The organism is Streptomyces sp. AC558_RSS880 (assembly GCF_019049255.1).
GTDB lineage: Bacteria > Actinomycetota > Actinomycetes > Streptomycetales > Streptomycetaceae > Streptomyces.
In genome coordinates this window covers 195,741-212,239 of sequence record NZ_JAGMUJ010000130.1, presented here as the reverse complement: position 1 = coordinate 212,239, position 16,499 = coordinate 195,741, and the positions used below count along the sequence as shown (strand labels likewise).

Genomic DNA, 16,499 nt, shown 5'->3' with positions numbered 1-16,499 from the left:
TTGGTACGCCGCAGCGTACGGGCGCCAAAAGCTGTACCGCTCCTCCGCCCCCGTGCTGTCGTGAGGCACCCCTTCCCCCGAAGCCGTGACCGCCCCGAGCGGCCCGGCCCCGAGGAGTCGTGATGCCCGAAGCACCACCGGACAGCCCGCCCGCCCTGCACGTCGAGAACGTCGACGTGACGTACGGGCGCGCGCTGTCCGCTCTCCGCTCCGTGTCCCTGACCGTGCCGCACGGCGCCGTCGTCGCCCTGCTCGGCGCCAACGGCGCCGGCAAGACGACCCTGCTGCGGGCCGTCTCCGGCACGCTGCGCCTGCACCGCGGCGCGATCACGGCCGGCCGCATCCGCTACGGCGAGACGGTGCTCGACGGCAAGGACCCCGTCGCGGCGGTACGCGCCGGAGTCGTCCAGGTCCCCGAGGGGCGACGGGTGTTCGCCGGACTCTCGGTCGACGAGAACCTGCGCTCCGGCGGCCTCGGCCTCGGCCGGCGCGGGCGCGCCCAGGTCCAGGAGGCCCGCGACCGGGTCTTCACGCTCTTCCCCCGCCTCGCCGAACGCACCCACCAGGCCGCGGGTCTGCTCTCCGGCGGCGAGCAGCAGATGCTCGCCATCGGGCGCGCCCTGATGGCCGCCCCACGCCTGCTGCTCCTCGACGAGCCCTCCCTCGGTCTCGCCCCGCAGATGGTGTACCGCATCGCCGAGGTGATCCGCGAGATCAACGCCCAGGGCACCGCCGTCCTCCTCGTCGAGCAGAACGCCGGCATGGCGCTCTCCCTCGCCGATCACGCGCACGTCCTGGAGGTCGGCGAGACCCGCCTGTCAGGACCCGCCGACGAACTCGCCCGCACCGACGCCGTACGCCGCCTCTACCTGGGCGAGTCGGCCGAGGACCAGGGGGCGGCGTGACCGACCGCACCACCACCGCGCCGCCCGTGCTCGACGTACGGGACGTCACCGTGCGCTTCGCCGGACTCACCGCCCTCGACGGCGTCTCCTTCACCGTCGCCCCGGGCTCGGTGCACGCGCTCATCGGACCCAACGGCGCCGGCAAGTCGACCTGCTTCAACGTGCTGTCGGGCCTGTGCCGCCCGGCCGCCGGCACGGTGACGCTCGGCGGCACCGAGCTGACCCGCCTCGCCCCGCACCGCATCGCCGCGCTCGGCGTGGCCCGCACCTTCCAGAACATCGTCACCACCCACGGCACCGTCGCCGACAACCTGATGCTCGGCCGCCACGCCCTGTCCCGCGCCGGGTTCGCCGCGAGCGCGCTGCGTCTGCCGAGTGCCGTGCGGGAACAGCGCGAACACCTCGGCAGGGCACGAGAGATCGCCGAACTCACCGGCCTCGGGGACCACTTCGACAGCCCCGTCGCGCTGCTGTCGTACGGCGACCGCAAGCGCGTCGAACTCGCCCGCGCCCTCTGCCTGGAGCCCCGTGTGCTGCTCCTCGACGAACCCGTGGCCGGCATGAACGCCGCCGAACGCGCCCGCACCGCCGAGGTGGTGGGCGAACTGCGGGCCGAACTCGGCCTGTCCATCGTCCTCGTCGAGCACGACATGGGCCTCGTCATGCGCCTCGCCGACGACGTCACCGTGCTCGACTTCGGCAGGCCCATCGCCCACGGCACCCCCGACGAGGTCCGCCAGGACCCCGAGGTGCTGCGCGCCTACCTCGGCACCGACGCGACCGGGGAGGACGCGGCATGACGACATTCCTCGACACCGTCCTCGGCGGGCTGGCGCTCGGCGCGGTCTACGCGCTGGTCGCCCTCGGCTTCGTCGTCATCTTCAAGGCCTCCGGCGTCCTCAACTTCGCCCACGGCTCCCTGCTCCTGCTCGGCGGCTACCTCACCGCCGTCCTCCACGACGACCTCGGCTTCGCCGGGGCGCTCGCCCTGGCGGTCCTCACCACGGCCGCCCTCGCCGGCGCGCTCGACCGGTTCCTGCTGCAACGCGGCGGCCAGGACGCCCACTCCGCCCACGTCCAGACCATCGTCACCATCGGCATCGACATCGTGCTGCTCACCGATCTGGCCCGGCGCATCGGCGGCGACCTGCTGTCCCTGGGCGACCCGTGGGGCGACTCGGTGACCGAGCTGGGCCCGGTGACCGTCGCCGACAGCCGGCTCGCCGCGATCGTGGTGTCGTCCGTGGTCATCGGCGGAGTGTTCGCGCTCTTCCGGTTCACCTCCTGGGGGCTGTCCCTGCGGGCGGCGGCCGAGGACCTGGAGGCCGCCGCGCTCATGGGCGTACGGCTCGGCCGGGTGCGCGCGGGCGCCTGGTGCCTGGCGGGCGCGCTCGCCGCGCTGGCCGCCGTGTTCCTCGCCGCGTTCCCCGCGCCCGGACTGGAGCGCACCACCGGCCAGATCGCCCTCAACGCCTTCCCGGCCGCGATCCTCGGCGGCCTCGCCTCCCCGGTCGGCGCCCTCGCGGGCAGCCTGATCATCGGCCTGACCGAGGCACTCGTCGTCGGCTACCAGTCCGAACTGCACGTCCTCGGCGAGGGCTTCGGCGACGTCGCCCCGTACGCCGTGATGCTGCTCGTCCTTCTCGTACGGCCCACCGGGCTGTTCGGCGCGAAGGGAGCGGCCCGTGTCTGACCGACTCCTCGGCGCCCTCACGCGTCGCCGGGCCGCGCTCCTGCTGCTCGCCGTGGTGCTGTGCCTGCCGCCGTTCTACCTGGACGCCTTCTGGCTGCGCATCGGCCTGTTCTCCCTGGCGGCCGCCATCGGCGCCACCGGTCTCGCCCTGCTCAGCGGCACCGCCGGGCAGCTCTCGCTCGGCCACGCCTTCTTCCTCGCCGTCGGCGCCTACGGCTACGCCTGGCTGGCCGGCGAACCCGGCCCGGGACTGCCCCCGGCCCTCGCCGCGCTCCTCGCGGTCCTGCTCGCGGGAGCGGCCGGCGGACTGTTCAGCCCCGTAGCCGCCCGGGTCAAGGGCATCTACCTGGGCATCGCCACCCTCGCCCTGGTCTTCCTCGGCCACCACGTGCTGCTGACCGCCGACTCCGTCACCGGCGGCTTCAACGGCCGCTCCGTGCCCCCGCTGACCCTCGGCGGGTTCACGTTCGCGGAGAGCGACCCCGAACTGACCGTCCTCGGCGTGCCGTTCGGCGCGGAGGAACGGCTGTGGTTCCTGGGCCTGGCCCTGTTCGCGTTCACCTGGTTCACCGCCCGCGGCCTGCTGCGCGGGCGCCCCGGCAGGGCACTGGCCGCCCTGCGCGACAGCGAGACCGCGGCCGCCGTGATGGGCGTCGACGTCGCCCGGCACCGCTCGGCGGCCTTCGTGGTCTCGTCGATGTACGCCGGCCTCGCGGGAGTGCTCCTGGCGCTCGCCTTCCGCCGCGTCGTCCCGGACTACTTCTCCCTCGCGCTCTCCGTCGACTACCTCGCCATGATCGTCATCGGCGGCCTCGGGTCCGTCGCCGGAGCCACCGCCGGCGCCGTCTTCGTCACCGCCCTGCCGCTGCTGATGGCCCGGTACGCCGACCAGCTCCCGCTGGTGACCGCCCCCGGCTCCGCCGAGGGCGCCGTGGGCCCCACCGAGGCGGCCCGCTACCTCTACGGCGCGGCGATCGTCCTGGTGCTGCTGTACGCCCCCGACGGGCTGCACGGCCTGGCGCGCCGGGTCCGAGGCCGCGTACGGCGCCGCCGATCCCGTACCCCCGCCCCGGACACCGCCCTCCCTTCGTCCTCGCAACCGGCCGCGGCCGCACGACCCAAGGAGCACACCCCGTGAACACCACGCACCGCACCCGCCGCAACCGGCACCGCACCGCCGGGACCGTCCTCGCCGGCGCCCTCGCCCTGCTGCTCGCGGCCACCGGATGCAGCTCCAAGGCGGACGACGGCGACAAGGGCGGCGAGGCCGCCGACGGCGTCCGCACCGGACCCGGTGTCGACGCCGACACCATCAGGCTGGGCGCCCTCACCGACCTGACCGGGCCCTACGCCACACTCGGCAAGAGCATCGTGCAGGCCCAGCAGATGTGGGCCGAGGAGACCAACGCCAAGGGCGGCATCTGCGACCGCAAGGTGGAGATCGTCGTCAAGGACCACGGCTACGACGTGCAGAAGGCGGTCACCGCCTACGCCGACATCGCCCCGGACGTCGTGGCGCTGCCCCAGGTCATCGGCTCCCCGGTGGTCGCCGCGCTGCTCGACGACATCGAGCGGGACAAGATGCTCACCTTCCCGCAGGCCTGGGCGGCCTCGCTGCTCGGCAAGGACGCCATCCAGGTGCTCGGCACCACCTACGACGTCGACATGATCGCCGCCGTCGAGTTCCTCACCCGCACCAAGGGCCTGAAGAAGGGCGACACGATCGGCCACGTCTACTTCGAGGGCGACTACGGCGCCAACGCGCTGGAAGGGTCCACCTGGGCGGCCCAGAAGGCCGGACTGAAGGTGGCCGGGCAGAAGATCAAGGCGACGGACACCGACCTGTCGGCCCAGGTGTCGGCGCTGCGCAAGGAGGGCGTGAAGGCCGTCCTGATCAGCGCCGGACCCGCGCAGACGGCCTCCCTCGTCGGCGTCGCGGCCTCCCGCGGCCTGAAGGTCCCCGTCGTCAGCAGCGCCCCCGGCTTCGCGCCCCAGCTGATGAAGACCCCCGCCGCGCCGGCCCTGGCGGCCCTGCTCAACGTGGTCAGCGCGGCGCCCGCGGTCAGCTCCGACCTGCCGGGCGTGAAGAGCATGGTGGCGGCGTACCGGAAGAAGTACCCGGACTCGCCGGTCGACTCCGGGGTGCTGTCCGGGTACAACGCCGCACAGCTCATGGGCGCCGACCTGAAGAAGGCCTGCGAGGCGGGCGGCCTCACCCGGGAGGACGTCGTCAAGGCGCACCGCGCGCAGACGAACGCCGACACCGGCCTCGGCACCCCGCAGAACTTCTCCGACGTCGACCGCCCCGCGAGCGTCGAGACGTATGTGCTCAAGCCCGACGCCGAGGCGGTCGGCGGCGTGGTGAACGCGGAGGACGCGCACGCGGCGCCGGGAGTGGAGGACTACCTGTCCGCGCGGTGACGGACGGCCGGGTGCCCCGGCTGACCCCGGCTGCCCCCGGGGTCAGCCGCCGGCCGCCTCCGGATCGCGGTCGGACGACGGCCAGACGTACGGCAGGTCGTCCGGCTCCCCGGGGAAGAGCTCCGCGTAGACGGCCGGGTCCTTGCGGACCAGCGCCGAGCGGTGGCTGCGGTGCACGGCGTCGTCCCCCAGCCAGGGCGGCAGCTCACCGGCCTCGGCCAGCTCCCGCTGACCGCGCACGGGCGCTCCGGGCCGCACACCGGCGAGGTCGGCGACGAGGGTGGCGGCGCAGCTGTCCTGGTGGCCCCGGTCCCGCCAGACCCGGCAGACGTCCAGGCCGTACCGCACCAGCGCCTCCTCGTAGCCGGTCCACATGCGGACCGCGGGATGGCGGCGCCACCCGTAGCCCGGAACGATCAGGCCGCGCAGCACCTGGAGCGCCTCGACCCGCTGTTTGCCGAGCCGGCGCCGGTCGAGCACCAGCGCCGACTCGCAGAAGTCGGGGTACGGCAGGAAGGTCTGCACGGGGCCGTCCGAACGGTGGGGGTCTAGCGGTTCACCGCACCGAAGTTCCCCTTCCGCGGCGGCGCACACCTCACGGCGGCCCCGGGCACTCAGCCCAGCGTGCCGAGCCGGGCCTCGCGCCACAGGTCGACGCCGCCGTCGGTGGCGTACGTGTCGATCTCGGCCAGCTCCTCGTCGCTGAAGCCGAGGTTCTCCAGCGCGGCGACGTTCTGCTCCAACTGCTCGGTGCGGGACGCGCCGATGACCAGCGAGGTGACCCGCGGGTCCCGCAGGGCCCAGGCCAGCGCCATCTGCGCGAGGGTCTGCCCGCGCCGGGCCGCGATGTCGTTGAGGGCGCGCAGCCGGTGCAGCATGTCGTCCGTCAGCCACTCGGGGTTCAACGACTTGCCCGCCGCCGCCCGCGAGTCCCGCGGCACGCCGTTCAGATAGCGCCCGGTCAGCATGCCCTGCGCGAGCGCGGTGAAGCCGATGATCCCGAAGCCCTCCTCCTGGGCCACGTCCAGCAGGCCGTCCGTCTCGATCCAGCGGTTCAGCATGCTGTACGACGGCTGGTGGATCAGCAGCGGAGTCCCGAGGTCCCGGAGAACGGCCGCGGCCTCGCGGCTGCGCTCGGCGTCGTACGAGGAGATGCCGACGTAGAGGGCCTTGCCCTGGCGGACCGCCGTGTCGAGGGCGCCCATCGTCTCCTCGAGCGGAGTGGTGGCGTCCAGCCGGTGCGAGTAGAAGATGTCCACGTACTCCAGGCCCATGCGCTTCAGGGACTGGTCGAGGGAGGCGAGCAGGTACTTGCGGGAGCCGCCGCCCTGGCCGTACGGGCCGGGCCACATGTCCCAGCCGGCCTTGGTGGAGACCACCAGTTCGTCCCGGTACGGCGCGAGGTCCCGCTTCATCAGCCGGCCGAAGTTGATCTCGGCGGAGCCGTAGGGCGGGCCGTAGTTGTTCGCCAGGTCGTGGTGGGTGATGCCCAGGTCGAAGGCGCGCAGGGCGATCTCGCGCTGCGTCTCGAACGGCCTGTCGTCGCCGAAGTTGTGCCAGTAGCCCAGGGACAGCAGGGGGAGGTCGAGTCCCGAGCGTCCGGTGCGCCGGTAGCGCATGGTGCCGTCGTAACGCTCGGGATCGCTGACGTGGTTCATCGGGGTGTCTCCGGTGGTGCGGTCGGGGGTGTCCCGTGGCATGGTGTGGACTCCTGTCCACAGTGTCCCCGAGTGATCAGGAAGTCCAACCGGTCCCTTCCACGGCATGCGGCGGTACCGCTTCTCGCCCGGGTCGGCCGGAATGAGGGATTGGCGGCCGTGCCGGTGGGGCAGGAACGCCGGGTGTGTCATGTGCACGACTGCCCTTCCCCCACATGGAGGTCGACCATGCACGTTCGCAAGGTGACCGGCGGCCTGGCCGCGGTTGTCACGATGTCCTTCGCCCTGCTGGGCGGCCAGGCCACGGCTGCGCCGTCCGACGAGACCGCGCGACCGGTCGCCGCCCGGGTGCTCACCTACGACGCGAGCGGTTCCGCGGAGTTCCGGTCCGCGGTCGACCGGGGCGCGGCGATCTGGAACGAGAGCGTCGACGCCGTGGAACTGCGCCCGGTGGCGTCCGGGCAACGCGCCAACATCCGGGTCCTGGCGGACAACGGCTGGCCGCGCGCCCTGCCCGGCTCCCTGGGCAACGGCACCGTCTACATCGGCCGCCAGGCCGTGAACCAGGGGTACGACACGGTCCGCATCTCGTCCCACGAGCTCGGTCACATCCTGGGCCTGCCCGACCGCAAGCCCGGGCCCTGCTCCAGTCTGATGTCCGGGTCCTCCGCGGGCGTGGCGTGCACGAACCCGTACCCGAACGCGGCGGAGAGAGCGGAGGTCGAGGACAACTTCGCCCGGACGGTCGCCGGGCAGCCGGTACCGGCGCCGCGAGCCGTCCTGGCCGGGGGCTGACGGACCGCCCGACGCCCGCACGGGATGCCTCCTGCCCCAGCGCTCATGTGACTGATGTGACTACTGAGGCGAATGCCGCTATGGTTGAGGCACGTCACGGCGGCGGGACCACCCGCAGCCCGACCGTGCGTTGGTGGTCCAAGGAAAGACGCCCCGCTTCCTGCGGGGAGATGCAGGTGCAAGGCCTGCCCGGCGCTCCAGCACGAGCCCCGTCCCGGAATTCCGGGACGGGGCTCGCGGCGTTCGCGGGTGTCTCAGCGCTGTGCCGGCATGCTCCGGCAGTCGGATCCCGTCGGCTCGCCCTCGAGCCGGTCCTTCAGCCAGGCCACCGCGTCGCCCTGGTCGGTGATGAGCGGTGCCAGGTGGTTGGTGAGCAGCTTGTCGCCCAGGTTGGGCAGCCGGACCGCCTTGTAGGTGACGTCGCCGCCCTGGGCGCACCAGTCCACTGCCAGCTGTCGTGCCTGCTCGTGCGGGACGATGTCGTCCTGGACGCCGGTGACCACCCGGACCGGCCCGGTCGGTTTCGTCGTCCCGATGCGCTGCTCGTCCAGCACGGCCTGAGCGGCGGGTTCGCCGGCGATGACCTCGGCGATGGACCTGCCGCTCTTCGTCCACTTGGTGCTCTTGGTGAAGCCGTGGCCGAGGATCGCGTCACCGACGCAGGCGGTGGCGATGTCCTCCAGGGCGGCGCGTCCGGTGGCGTTGATGTTCTCCTCGACGACCGCGCGCACCTCCGGTTCCGCCTGGGCGAACCCGTTGATCGACCACCCCAGCGCGCCCGCCCGGGCGCTCCCGTCGATGCCCTTCATGACCTCGGTCAGATCGGCGGGCGGCGCCCCGCTGTAGGTGCCGACGAGCCGCACGTCGGGTGCGTAGGAGCGGTGCAGTTCGGCCGCGGCGGCGCTGGCCCCGCCGCCCTGGCTGTAGCCGTACAGGGCCACGCGGGACTCCCCGGTGACGGACGTGCCCGGCACCGAGTGCGCGGCGCGGGCGGCGTCGAGCATGGCGTGCCCCTCGTCGACGCGGTTGACGTAGGTGTGGAGCCGGTCGGTCGCACCGAGGCCGACGTAGTCGGTGACGACGACGGCCGCCCCGGTGGCGAGCAGCCGGTAGACCGCCAGGTTCTCGTAACCGAACGACACGGTCTGCCCGTTGAGGGTCAGGGGGTGCTGCAGGGCGAGCGAGGGGGCGCACTGGTCGCCCTGTCCCATGGTTCCCGAGCCGACGACCACCAGGGGGCGGGGCCCGTCGCCCTTCCAGTCGGCGGACGGCTCGATGTAGGCGCCGGTGACGGCGACCCGCTGCCCGCTGGAGTCGGTGGAGGTGTACATCAGACGGGTCGCGGTGCCGGGCAGGGTGCGGCCGTCCAGACCGGGCAGGCTCAGCCCGAGGCGCAGTGGCTCGTGGCGGACCAGTACGCCGTCGTCCGCGGGCAGTTCGGCGGGCGGGGTGTAGAAGGCGGGGATGGTGACGCCCCGCGACACCACGGGGTCGCTCGCGGCGGCGGGTGGCGCGGACACGCAGACACAGGCGGTCGTGGCGACCACGGTGGTCAGCACGCTGCTGATACGGCTCACGGCTCACTCCTCGCTCTGCTCCAGGAAGGTGAACCGGAAACTAGCAGCGCTTACTTACCGCCGGTAACCCATGAGTAAGTTACGGCACGGTAACTTTTGCGGGAATGGACTTCCGGCTGCACGTGAGAGCGGGCCCCGCCGGTCACCCGGCGGGGCCCGCTCCCGGTCGTGGCCGGTCAGGCCGTGTGCAGGGTCAGCCCGTAGCGGTTGAGGATCTCGTTGACCGGCTGGAACCAGGTCTCGCCCCCGCCGGAGCAGTTGCCCCAGCCGCCGGAGGTGACGCCCTGCGCCTGGTCACCGCTGATGAACGAGCCGCCCGAATCGCCCGGTTCGGCGCAGACGCTGGTCTTCGTCATCTGACGCACCGCGCCCTGGCTGTAGTTGACCGTCTCGTTCTTGGCCAGCACGTTGCCGCAGTGCCAGTGGGTCGTGGAGCCGGAGCGGCAGATCGAGGCGCCGACCGGAGCCTCCGCCGAGCCGCGCACCAGCTGGTCCGACACCGTGCCCCAGCCGAGCACCACCGGCACCGTCCACCAGCCGCTGCCCACGTTCACCCAGGCGTAGTCGTTCTCCGGGAACGAGGAGCCCTGGAAGTTGCCGATGTACGAGCCGTCCCAGCCCCTGACCTGGCCGCCGACGCCGCCGCAGTGTCCGGCGGTGACGAAGCCGCCGTGCACCGAGAAGCCTATGGAGCAGCGGACGTTGCCGGTGTAGTACGGGTCGCCGCCCACCGTTCCGGCGGCGAAGGTCTCGGCCGGGGCCTCCACGGTCCGCACGGTGACCGGGCCGGCCTCGCGGGCCTCGTCCACGAAGGCGCGGACATCGTTGTCGGCGCGCTGGTCGGCGACGACGTTCACGACGACCGTGTTGGCGGTCGGGTCGACGGCCCAGCTGCTGACGCCCGAGGGCGCGTCGAGGCGGTCGATGCGGGACTTGGCCGCGTCGAGCTGCCGTGCGCTGTGCTCGACGGTGCGGACGGCCGCGCCGGACGCGCGCAGGGACCGTACCGTCGAGGCGTCGGCGTCCGGGGTGACGGCCACGGTCAGCTTCTCGCTCTTCGCGTCGAACCAGGCGCCGCCGTAGGCGGATCCGGCGGTCTCGCGGGCCCGGGGCGCGAGATCGGTGGCCTCGCGCTCGGCGGCCAGCCGGTCCTCCGCCTCGGTGCGGGTCAGCCCGAAGTCCCGCTGCATCGCCTCCAGCAGGCCGGCGGAGGCGGGCGCGGAGTCGGCGGCGCGGGCGGTGGGGGAGTCGGGGGCGTCCTGTGCCGCGGCCGGCAGGGTGCCGGCCGCGGTCCAGCTGCCGATCATGAGCAGGGCGGCCACGCCGGCATGCGTGAGTCTGGTGCGTCTCATGGAAGGTGTCCTTCGTCGTTCCAGCAAGGTGGGGGTGGAACAACCGCAGTGTGAGAGCGCTCTCAGGCTGAGTCGAGCAGAGCTTAGCGAGCCGAGTGCTGTCAGGTCTATGCCAATGCAGGGACCGATTCCCGTGTGCCCTGGGCGCCACGTCCGGATCCGGCCGGAGCCGAGGGCGCGAGACCTCCCGGAGCGCTGTTCCGGAAGGCGGCCCGAGCCGTGCGTCCCTCCGGGCGAGGAGCGGTCAGAGCCGTTCGCCCGCCACCTCGTCCTCGCCCGGCTCCGGTCCCGCACCGGCCGCCCGGGCCCGGTGGGTCCGCAGCCGGTCGAGGCGCGAGATGACGGGGGTGGCGCTCACCCCGTGCAGCACGACGGACGCCAGCACCGTGAAGGTCACCACCGCCCACAACCGCTCGGCCGGGACGCCGAAACCGGCGGAGCCGAGCGCGTGCGCCAGGTAGAACAGCGAGCCGATGCCGCGGACCCCGAAGAGGGCGATCACCACCCGCTCCCGGGGGCCGGCGGACGTACCGAACTGGGCGGCCCACGCGGTCAGCGGCCGGACCGCCACCAGCAGCAGCAGACCCACGACCGCCCCCTGCCAGGTCAGCGACGCCAGCCCGCCCTGCGCGACGAACACACCGAGCAGGAACAGCAGTGCGGCGGTCAGCAGCCGTTCCACCTGCTCCACGAAATCGTGCAGCACCATGTGGTAGCCGTGGGCACGCTCCGCCGCACGGATCCGGCAGGCGGCGACGAACACGGCCACGAAGCCGTAGCCGTGCAGCAGCTCCGTCACCCCGTAGGCGAGGAACGTGGCGCCGACGGCGACGAAGCCCTCCCGGTGCTCGGACAGCCGCATCGCCCGCCACCCCGCCCGGAAGAACAGCCACCCGAGCAGCGTGCCGACGGCGAGCCCCGCGGACACGCCCACCGCGCACTTGTACAGCACGTCGACCAGTGCCCAGCGGGCGATCCCGTCACCGGTGGGACGTCCGCCCGCGGCGGCGAGGGCGACGGCGGCCAGGACGAAGGGGAAGGCGAGACCGTCGTTCAGCCCCGCCTCGCCGGTCAGAGTGAAGCGCACCTCGTCCTCGTCGTGCTCGGAGTCGGTGGGCGCGCCCACCCGCACCTCGGAGGCGAGCACCGGATCGGTCGGCGCCAGCACGGCCGCCAGCAGCAGCGCGGCGGCCGGCGGCCAGTCGAGCAGGCCCCAGGCCAGGAGACCCACGGCCGCGATGGTCAACGGCATGGTGACGCCCAGCTGCCGCCAGGTGCCCTGCCAGCGCCGGCGGCCGAACGGCCGGTTCAGGGCGAGACCGGCGCCCATGAGGGAGACGATCACGCAGATCTCGGTGACGTGCTCCACCCACGTCCGGTCCGACACCGGGTCGATGCCGGGCATGGGCAGGGGCAGCGCCTGGAGGGCGACTCCGCAGACGAGGAACACCAGTGGCAACGACAGCGGTCTGCGGGCCACCACCCGGGGCAGCACGGCCGCGCCGAGGGCACCGGCTCCGAGCAGGGCGAAGAGATGGTCGGGGGAGGTCACCGATCACAGGTGCCCGGAGTCGGCCGCGGACACGCCACGGCCCCGGCCGAAACATCATCCCGGTGTCGGGAGCCCGCCCGAACGGACGGACGGACGGGTGCGGCCCTCGCCGCCCGCCGGGTCGCGCACTCCGGTGTGAAGGACGGGGCCCGCGGGAAGCACCGCGACCGGTGCGCACCGAGTGCGCCGCCTCGTGGCGCGGAGGACTTGACGGAGCGGGGCGCGCTCGGCGCTACTGGAAGACGTGCCGGGCGCACATGCGTGGGGGGCCCGCCCGGCGCCGACCCGGTGTACCCACCCCCGCCGGACGCATGCCGAAGGGGTGACCGGTGCGGTCTCGATGGGCGGCGGCGGTCGTACTGCTGGCCTCGGTGCTCCTCCTGACCCTGTGCTCCCCGGCGCCGGCAGCGGACCGGCCCGCCCCGGCGCACCCCGTGGCACAGCAGAACCAGCCGGCGCAGGACCGGTACGACGAGCCGGCCGAGGCGGTGCCGGAGGGCGCCGGAACGCCCGAGACCGTCGGCAAGCCCTTCCCCGGAAAGGGTGACGCCTCGCTCCACCGGCCCGTCGCCCGCCCACCGAGGGCCTCGGGAGCGGCCGGAGCGGTCGGCACCGCCCACCCGACGGCCGGGACCGCGTCGACGGCCACCGCGCAGCGACGATCCGCTCCCCGGCCGTACCCGGTGGGACCGCCACGGGGCCGGGGCCCGGTCGATCCGGTCCCCGTCGCCGCAGGCCTGCAGACGTTCCGCTGCTGAGCGACCGCGGTACCGCCCAAGGCCTGCGCCGTGCGGCCGGGTACCGCCCGCCGCGTGCTCCCCGAGCCGGTCCACGGCGACGAGCAGGTCTTCTCGTGTCCCGGAAACCATGACGACACAGGAGGCACACATGCAGGGAAAGCGCGTTCTCGTGGTGCGGCCCGACGACCTCGGGCCGAGCGAGCACAAAACGTGGAGACAGTTGCGCGCGGAGTCCGGCGCGCCGGAGAACCCGTTCCTCGATCCGGCGTTCACCACGGCCGTCGGACAGGTCAGGCCCGGCGCCAGGGTGGCCGTCCTGCAGGACGACGGGGCCCCGGTCGGCTTCCTCCCGTACGAGAAGGGGCCGCTGGGCCAGGGCCGGGCCATCGGCCTGGGAGTGTCGGACAGCCAGGGTGCCGTCCTGCGCCCGGGCCTCCGGCTCGACCCGCGCGCCCTGCTCGCGGCCTGCGCGCTCTCCTCGTGGGAGTTCGACAACCTGGAGGCCGGCCAGCACCTCTTCGTGCCGCACGCCGTCGAGGAACTGGCGAGCCCGGTCATCGACCTGGACCGGGGACACGAGCACTACACCGACGGGCTGCGCGCCCGTTCCCCCGGTTTCCTCAAGCAGACCCTGGCCAAGGAACGCAGGCTCGCCCGGCAGGTCGGCGAGGTGCGGTTCGTGTACGACAGCCGGGACCCGGAGGCCTTACGGGCGCTGATGCGCTGGAAATCCGCCCAGTACCGGCGGACGGGCCGCCGGGACCGGTTCGCCCAGCAGTGGATCACCCGGCTGGTGGACCTGCTGGCGCACGGCGACGATCCCGAGTGCCGCGGACTGCTCTCCGTGCTGTACGCCGACGGCCGCCCCGTCGCCGCGCACTTCGGCCTGCGCTCGGCCACGGTGCTGTCCTGGTGGTTCCCCGCGTACGACCGCGACCACGGCCGGTACTCACCCGGACTGGTGCTGCACCTGCGGATGCTCCAGGCGGCCGCCGCCGACGGCATCCGCATGGTCGACCTGGGCAGCGGTCCCGCCCGCTACAAGGACTCCCTCAAGACCCGCGAACTCCCCGTCTACGAGGGCGCCGTGGTGCGTCCGGGGCCGGGCGGAGCCGCGTACCGGCTGGGCCGGGAGCCGGCGCGGGCCGCCCGCCGCTTCGTGCGCGGCCACCCCCGGCTGGCCGACGCGGCCCGGCGCACCCTGACGGGGCTGGGCCGGCTGCGCGAGCGCTGACCGCGTCCGGCGTACGCCGACGTCAGTACGCGGGGTTACTCCCGCCGTCAGATGTCCGCGCGGCGCGGGCCCGGCACCGTGGGTCGGGTGAAACTCAGCCGACCCGCACGCCGGGCCCACCTCGTCATCCACGTCCTCGCCTCCGCCGGCTGGCTCGGACTCACCGCCGGGCTGCTCGCGCTCGGCGTCACCGCGAACACCACCGGGTCCGCGGCCGCGGTGGAGGCGTCCGTCCGGGCCATGAAGCTCTTCGCGGACTGGCTCCTGCTGCCGGTCGCCTTCCTGACGCTCACCAGTGGCCTCGTCCTGTCCCTGGGCACGCCCTGGGGACTGGCGAGGCACCGCTGGGTGTGGACGAAGTTCTGGCTGACCCTGGCCACGACCACCGCCACGGCCTTCGTGCTCCGGCCGGGCGTGAACGAGGCCGCGGCGGCCGTGTCCGCCGGGCATCCCCTGCCCGACGGGGGTGACGTCCTGATGGGGCCGATCGTCTCCCTGACCGCCTACGTCTTCATGACGGTGATCTCGATCCTCAAGCCGTGGGGCCCGACCCGCCGCGGCCGGCGCCTCCGGGCGGCCGCCCGGAGGCCGGGGACGGCCGAACCGGCGCGCCTGTGACCTACGGGCGCGTCACAGGGTGCGCTCCAGCCGGTCCGCCATCAGCCGCACGAAGCGCGCCGGATCCTTCGGCCGGCCGCCCTCCGCCAACTCGGCCAGCGAGTACAGGAGTTCGGCCGTGTCGGTGAGGTCCGAACGGTCCTCGCGCTCCCCGTACGCCTCGTTCAGGCCCTTCACCAGCGCGTGGTCCGGGTTGAGTTCGAGGATGCGCTTCGTGCGCGGCACCTCCTGACCCATGGCCCGGTACATGTTCTCCAGCGCCGGCGTGAGATCGTTCGCGTCGGCGACGAGACAGGCCGGGGACACCGTCAGACGCGTGGACAGCCGCACCTCCTTGACGTCCTCCTCCAGCCGCTCCCGCAGCCAGCCGAGCAGACCCGCGTACTCCTCGGCCTGCTGCTCCCGCTCGCCCTCGCCCTTGTCGTCCTCCCGCGCGCCGAGGTCGACCTCGCCCTTGGCGATCGACCGCAGCCGCTTGCCCTCGTACTCGCCCACGGCGTCGACCCACATCTCGTCGACGGGATCGGTGAGCAGCAGCACCTCGATGCCGCGCTCCCGGAACGCCTCCATGTGCGGCGAGTTGTCGATGCTCTCCCGGGACTCGCCGGTGATGAACCAGATGTCGTCCTGCCCGTCCGGCATCCGCTCCACGTACTGCTGCAGCGTGACCGTGCCGTCGTCCTCGTGCGTGGTCGCGAACGAGGCCACCGCGAGGAGGGCGTCACGGTTGTCGGGGTCGGTGACCAGGCCCTCCTTCAGCACGGCGCCGAACTCCCGCCAGAACGTGGCGTACCGCTCGGCGTCCTCGGTCATCATGCTCTTGACCGTCGCCAGCACCTTCTTGGTGAGCCGGCGCTGCATCATCCGGATGTGCCGGTCCTGCTGGAGGATCTCGCGGGACACGTTCAGCGAGAGGTCCTGTGCGTCGACCACACCCTTGACGAAGCGCAGGTACGGCGGCAGCAGCTCCTCGCAGTCGTCCATGATGAAGACGCGCTTCACGTACAGCTGCAGCCCGTGCCTGAAGTTCTGGGTGAACAGGTCGTGCGGGGCGTGCGACGGGACGAACAGCAGGGCCTGGTACTCGAAGGTGCCCTCGGCCCGCAGCTGGATGGTCTCCAGCGGTTCGCGCCAGTCGTGGCCGATGTGCTTGTACAGCTCGTGGTACTCCTCCTCGGACACCTCCTCGCGCGAGCGCGCCCACAGCGCCTTCATCGAGTTCAGCGTCTCGGGCCCGGCCGTCCCGCCGTCCTCGCCCGTCTCCCCGACGAGCCTGATCGGCCAGGTGATGAAGTCCGAGTAGCGCTTGACGATCTCCTTGATCTTCCACACCGAGGTGTAGTCGTGCAGCTGGTTGTCGGGGTCGGCCGGCTTGAGGTGCAGCGTGACCGAGGTGCCCTGCGGCGCGTCGTCGACCCGCTCCAGGGTGTACGTGCCCTCGCCGCGCGACGTCCACCGGGTGCCCTGCCCCTCGCCCGCGCGCCGGGTGAGCAGGGTGACCTCGTCCGCGACCATGAAGCCCGAGTAGAAGCCGACGCCGAACTGGCCGATCAGCCCCTCCGCCCCGGCCCCGTCCTGCGCCTGGCGCAGCTCCCGCAGGAACTCCGCGGTGCCCGAATGGGCGATCGTGCCGATGAGCTGCCCGACCTCGTCGTACGACATACCGACGCCGTTGTCCCGCACGGTGAGGGTGCGGGTGTCCTTGTCGATCTCGAGCTCGATGTGCAGGTCGGAGACGTCGGCGTCGAGGGAGTCGTCCCGCAGCTTGGCCAGACGCAGCTTGTCGAGCGCGTCGGAGGCGTTGGAGACGAGTTCACGGAGGAAGACGTCCTTGTTCGAGTAGACCGAGTGGATCATCAGCTGGAGCAGCTGACGGGCCTCTACCTGGAACTCAAACGTTTCGGTCGGCATGATGCGCGATTACCTCACTGATCCACGGATCACCGGATACTGG

The 16,499-nt window shown here is 72.9% G+C and carries 15 protein-coding genes; 9 read left to right on the top strand and 6 right to left on the bottom strand.

All coding sequences use genetic code 11. The features are described from left to right. The first annotated feature begins 122 nt into the window (after window positions 1-122). The 5 genes from KUM38_RS30570 to KUM38_RS30550 are packed head-to-tail and all read left to right on the top strand — an operon-like array spanning window position 123 to window position 5,019. The gene (locus KUM38_RS30570) at window positions 123-905 is read left to right on the top strand and encodes an ABC transporter ATP-binding protein (protein ID WP_217134129.1); all 783 of its coding nucleotides are present in this window, start codon (window positions 123-125) and stop codon (window positions 903-905) included. After that, entirely contained in the window at window positions 902-1,705 is an 804-nt protein-coding gene (locus KUM38_RS30565) for an ABC transporter ATP-binding protein (RefSeq protein ID WP_217134128.1), read from the top strand. Before KUM38_RS30570 ends, KUM38_RS30565 begins: the two co-directional genes overlap by 4 nt. Next, window positions 1,702-2,598: a branched-chain amino acid ABC transporter permease gene (locus tag KUM38_RS30560; protein ID WP_217134127.1), complete on the top strand. Its 897-nt coding sequence runs from the start codon at window positions 1,702-1,704 to the stop codon at window positions 2,596-2,598. Before KUM38_RS30565 ends, KUM38_RS30560 begins: the two co-directional genes overlap by 4 nt. Continuing rightward, entirely contained in the window at window positions 2,591-3,736 is a 1,146-nt protein-coding gene (locus KUM38_RS30555; protein ID WP_217134126.1) for a branched-chain amino acid ABC transporter permease, read from the top strand. Before KUM38_RS30560 ends, KUM38_RS30555 begins: the two co-directional genes overlap by 8 nt. Further along, window positions 3,733-5,019 carry an ABC transporter substrate-binding protein gene (locus KUM38_RS30550; protein ID WP_217134124.1) on the top strand — a complete coding sequence of 429 codons (1,287 nt, stop codon included), beginning with the start codon at window positions 3,733-3,735 and terminating at the stop codon, window positions 5,017-5,019. Before KUM38_RS30555 ends, KUM38_RS30550 begins: the two co-directional genes overlap by 4 nt. Before the next feature lie 42 nt (window positions 5,020-5,061). Here KUM38_RS30550 and KUM38_RS30545 read toward each other — a convergent pair whose 3' ends face one another. Then, window positions 5,062-5,544, bottom strand: coding sequence for an MSMEG_6728 family protein (locus KUM38_RS30545; protein ID WP_217134122.1), 483 nt, complete (start codon window positions 5,542-5,544; stop codon window positions 5,062-5,064). An 89-nt stretch (window positions 5,545-5,633) separates the two neighbouring features. Then, window positions 5,634-6,677: an L-glyceraldehyde 3-phosphate reductase gene (mgrA, locus tag KUM38_RS30540; protein WP_217134469.1), complete on the bottom strand. Its 1,044-nt coding sequence runs from the start codon at window positions 6,675-6,677 to the stop codon at window positions 5,634-5,636. A gap of 228 nt (window positions 6,678-6,905) precedes the next feature. On the opposite strand from mgrA, the gene KUM38_RS30535 reads away from it, so the two are divergent. After that, complete coding sequence (locus KUM38_RS30535) at window positions 6,906-7,472, top strand: snapalysin family zinc-dependent metalloprotease (RefSeq protein ID WP_217134120.1); 567 nt, start codon at window positions 6,906-6,908, stop codon at window positions 7,470-7,472. A gap of 254 nt (window positions 7,473-7,726) precedes the next feature. Here KUM38_RS30535 and KUM38_RS30530 read toward each other — a convergent pair whose 3' ends face one another. From KUM38_RS30530 to KUM38_RS30520, 3 genes are all read right to left on the bottom strand, one after another. Beyond that, window positions 7,727-9,049 carry a lipase family protein gene (locus KUM38_RS30530; protein WP_217134118.1) on the bottom strand — a complete coding sequence of 441 codons (1,323 nt, stop codon included), beginning with the start codon at window positions 9,047-9,049 and terminating at the stop codon, window positions 7,727-7,729. A 176-nt stretch (window positions 9,050-9,225) separates the two neighbouring features. Next, window positions 9,226-10,401: a S1 family peptidase gene (locus tag KUM38_RS30525; RefSeq protein ID WP_217134116.1), complete on the bottom strand. Its 1,176-nt coding sequence runs from the start codon at window positions 10,399-10,401 to the stop codon at window positions 9,226-9,228. 244 nt (window positions 10,402-10,645) lie between these two features. Next, window positions 10,646-11,953 (bottom strand): sodium:proton antiporter, encoded by a 1,308-nt coding sequence (locus KUM38_RS30520; RefSeq protein WP_217134114.1) that lies wholly within the window; start codon window positions 11,951-11,953, stop codon window positions 10,646-10,648. Window positions 11,954-12,282: 329 nt separating this feature from the next. Between KUM38_RS30520 and KUM38_RS30515 the strand changes: the two genes are divergently transcribed. The 3 genes from KUM38_RS30515 (at window position 12,283) to KUM38_RS30505 (ending at window position 14,545) form a co-directional block, all read left to right on the top strand. After that, the gene (locus KUM38_RS30515; RefSeq protein ID WP_217134111.1) at window positions 12,283-12,711 is read left to right on the top strand and encodes a hypothetical protein; all 429 of its coding nucleotides are present in this window, start codon (window positions 12,283-12,285) and stop codon (window positions 12,709-12,711) included. A gap of 130 nt (window positions 12,712-12,841) precedes the next feature. Continuing rightward, complete coding sequence (locus KUM38_RS30510; RefSeq protein ID WP_217134110.1) at window positions 12,842-13,927, top strand: GNAT family N-acetyltransferase; 1,086 nt, start codon at window positions 12,842-12,844, stop codon at window positions 13,925-13,927. Window positions 13,928-13,978: 51 nt separating this feature from the next. Next, window positions 13,979-14,545 (top strand): DUF2269 family protein, encoded by a 567-nt coding sequence (locus KUM38_RS30505; protein ID WP_217134107.1) that lies wholly within the window; start codon window positions 13,979-13,981, stop codon window positions 14,543-14,545. Between the two features lie 12 nt (window positions 14,546-14,557). Here KUM38_RS30505 and htpG read toward each other — a convergent pair whose 3' ends face one another. Beyond that, entirely contained in the window at window positions 14,558-16,456 is a 1,899-nt protein-coding gene (gene htpG / locus KUM38_RS30500; RefSeq protein ID WP_217134105.1) for a molecular chaperone HtpG, read from the bottom strand. Between the last annotated feature and the right edge of the window lie 43 nt (window positions 16,457-16,499).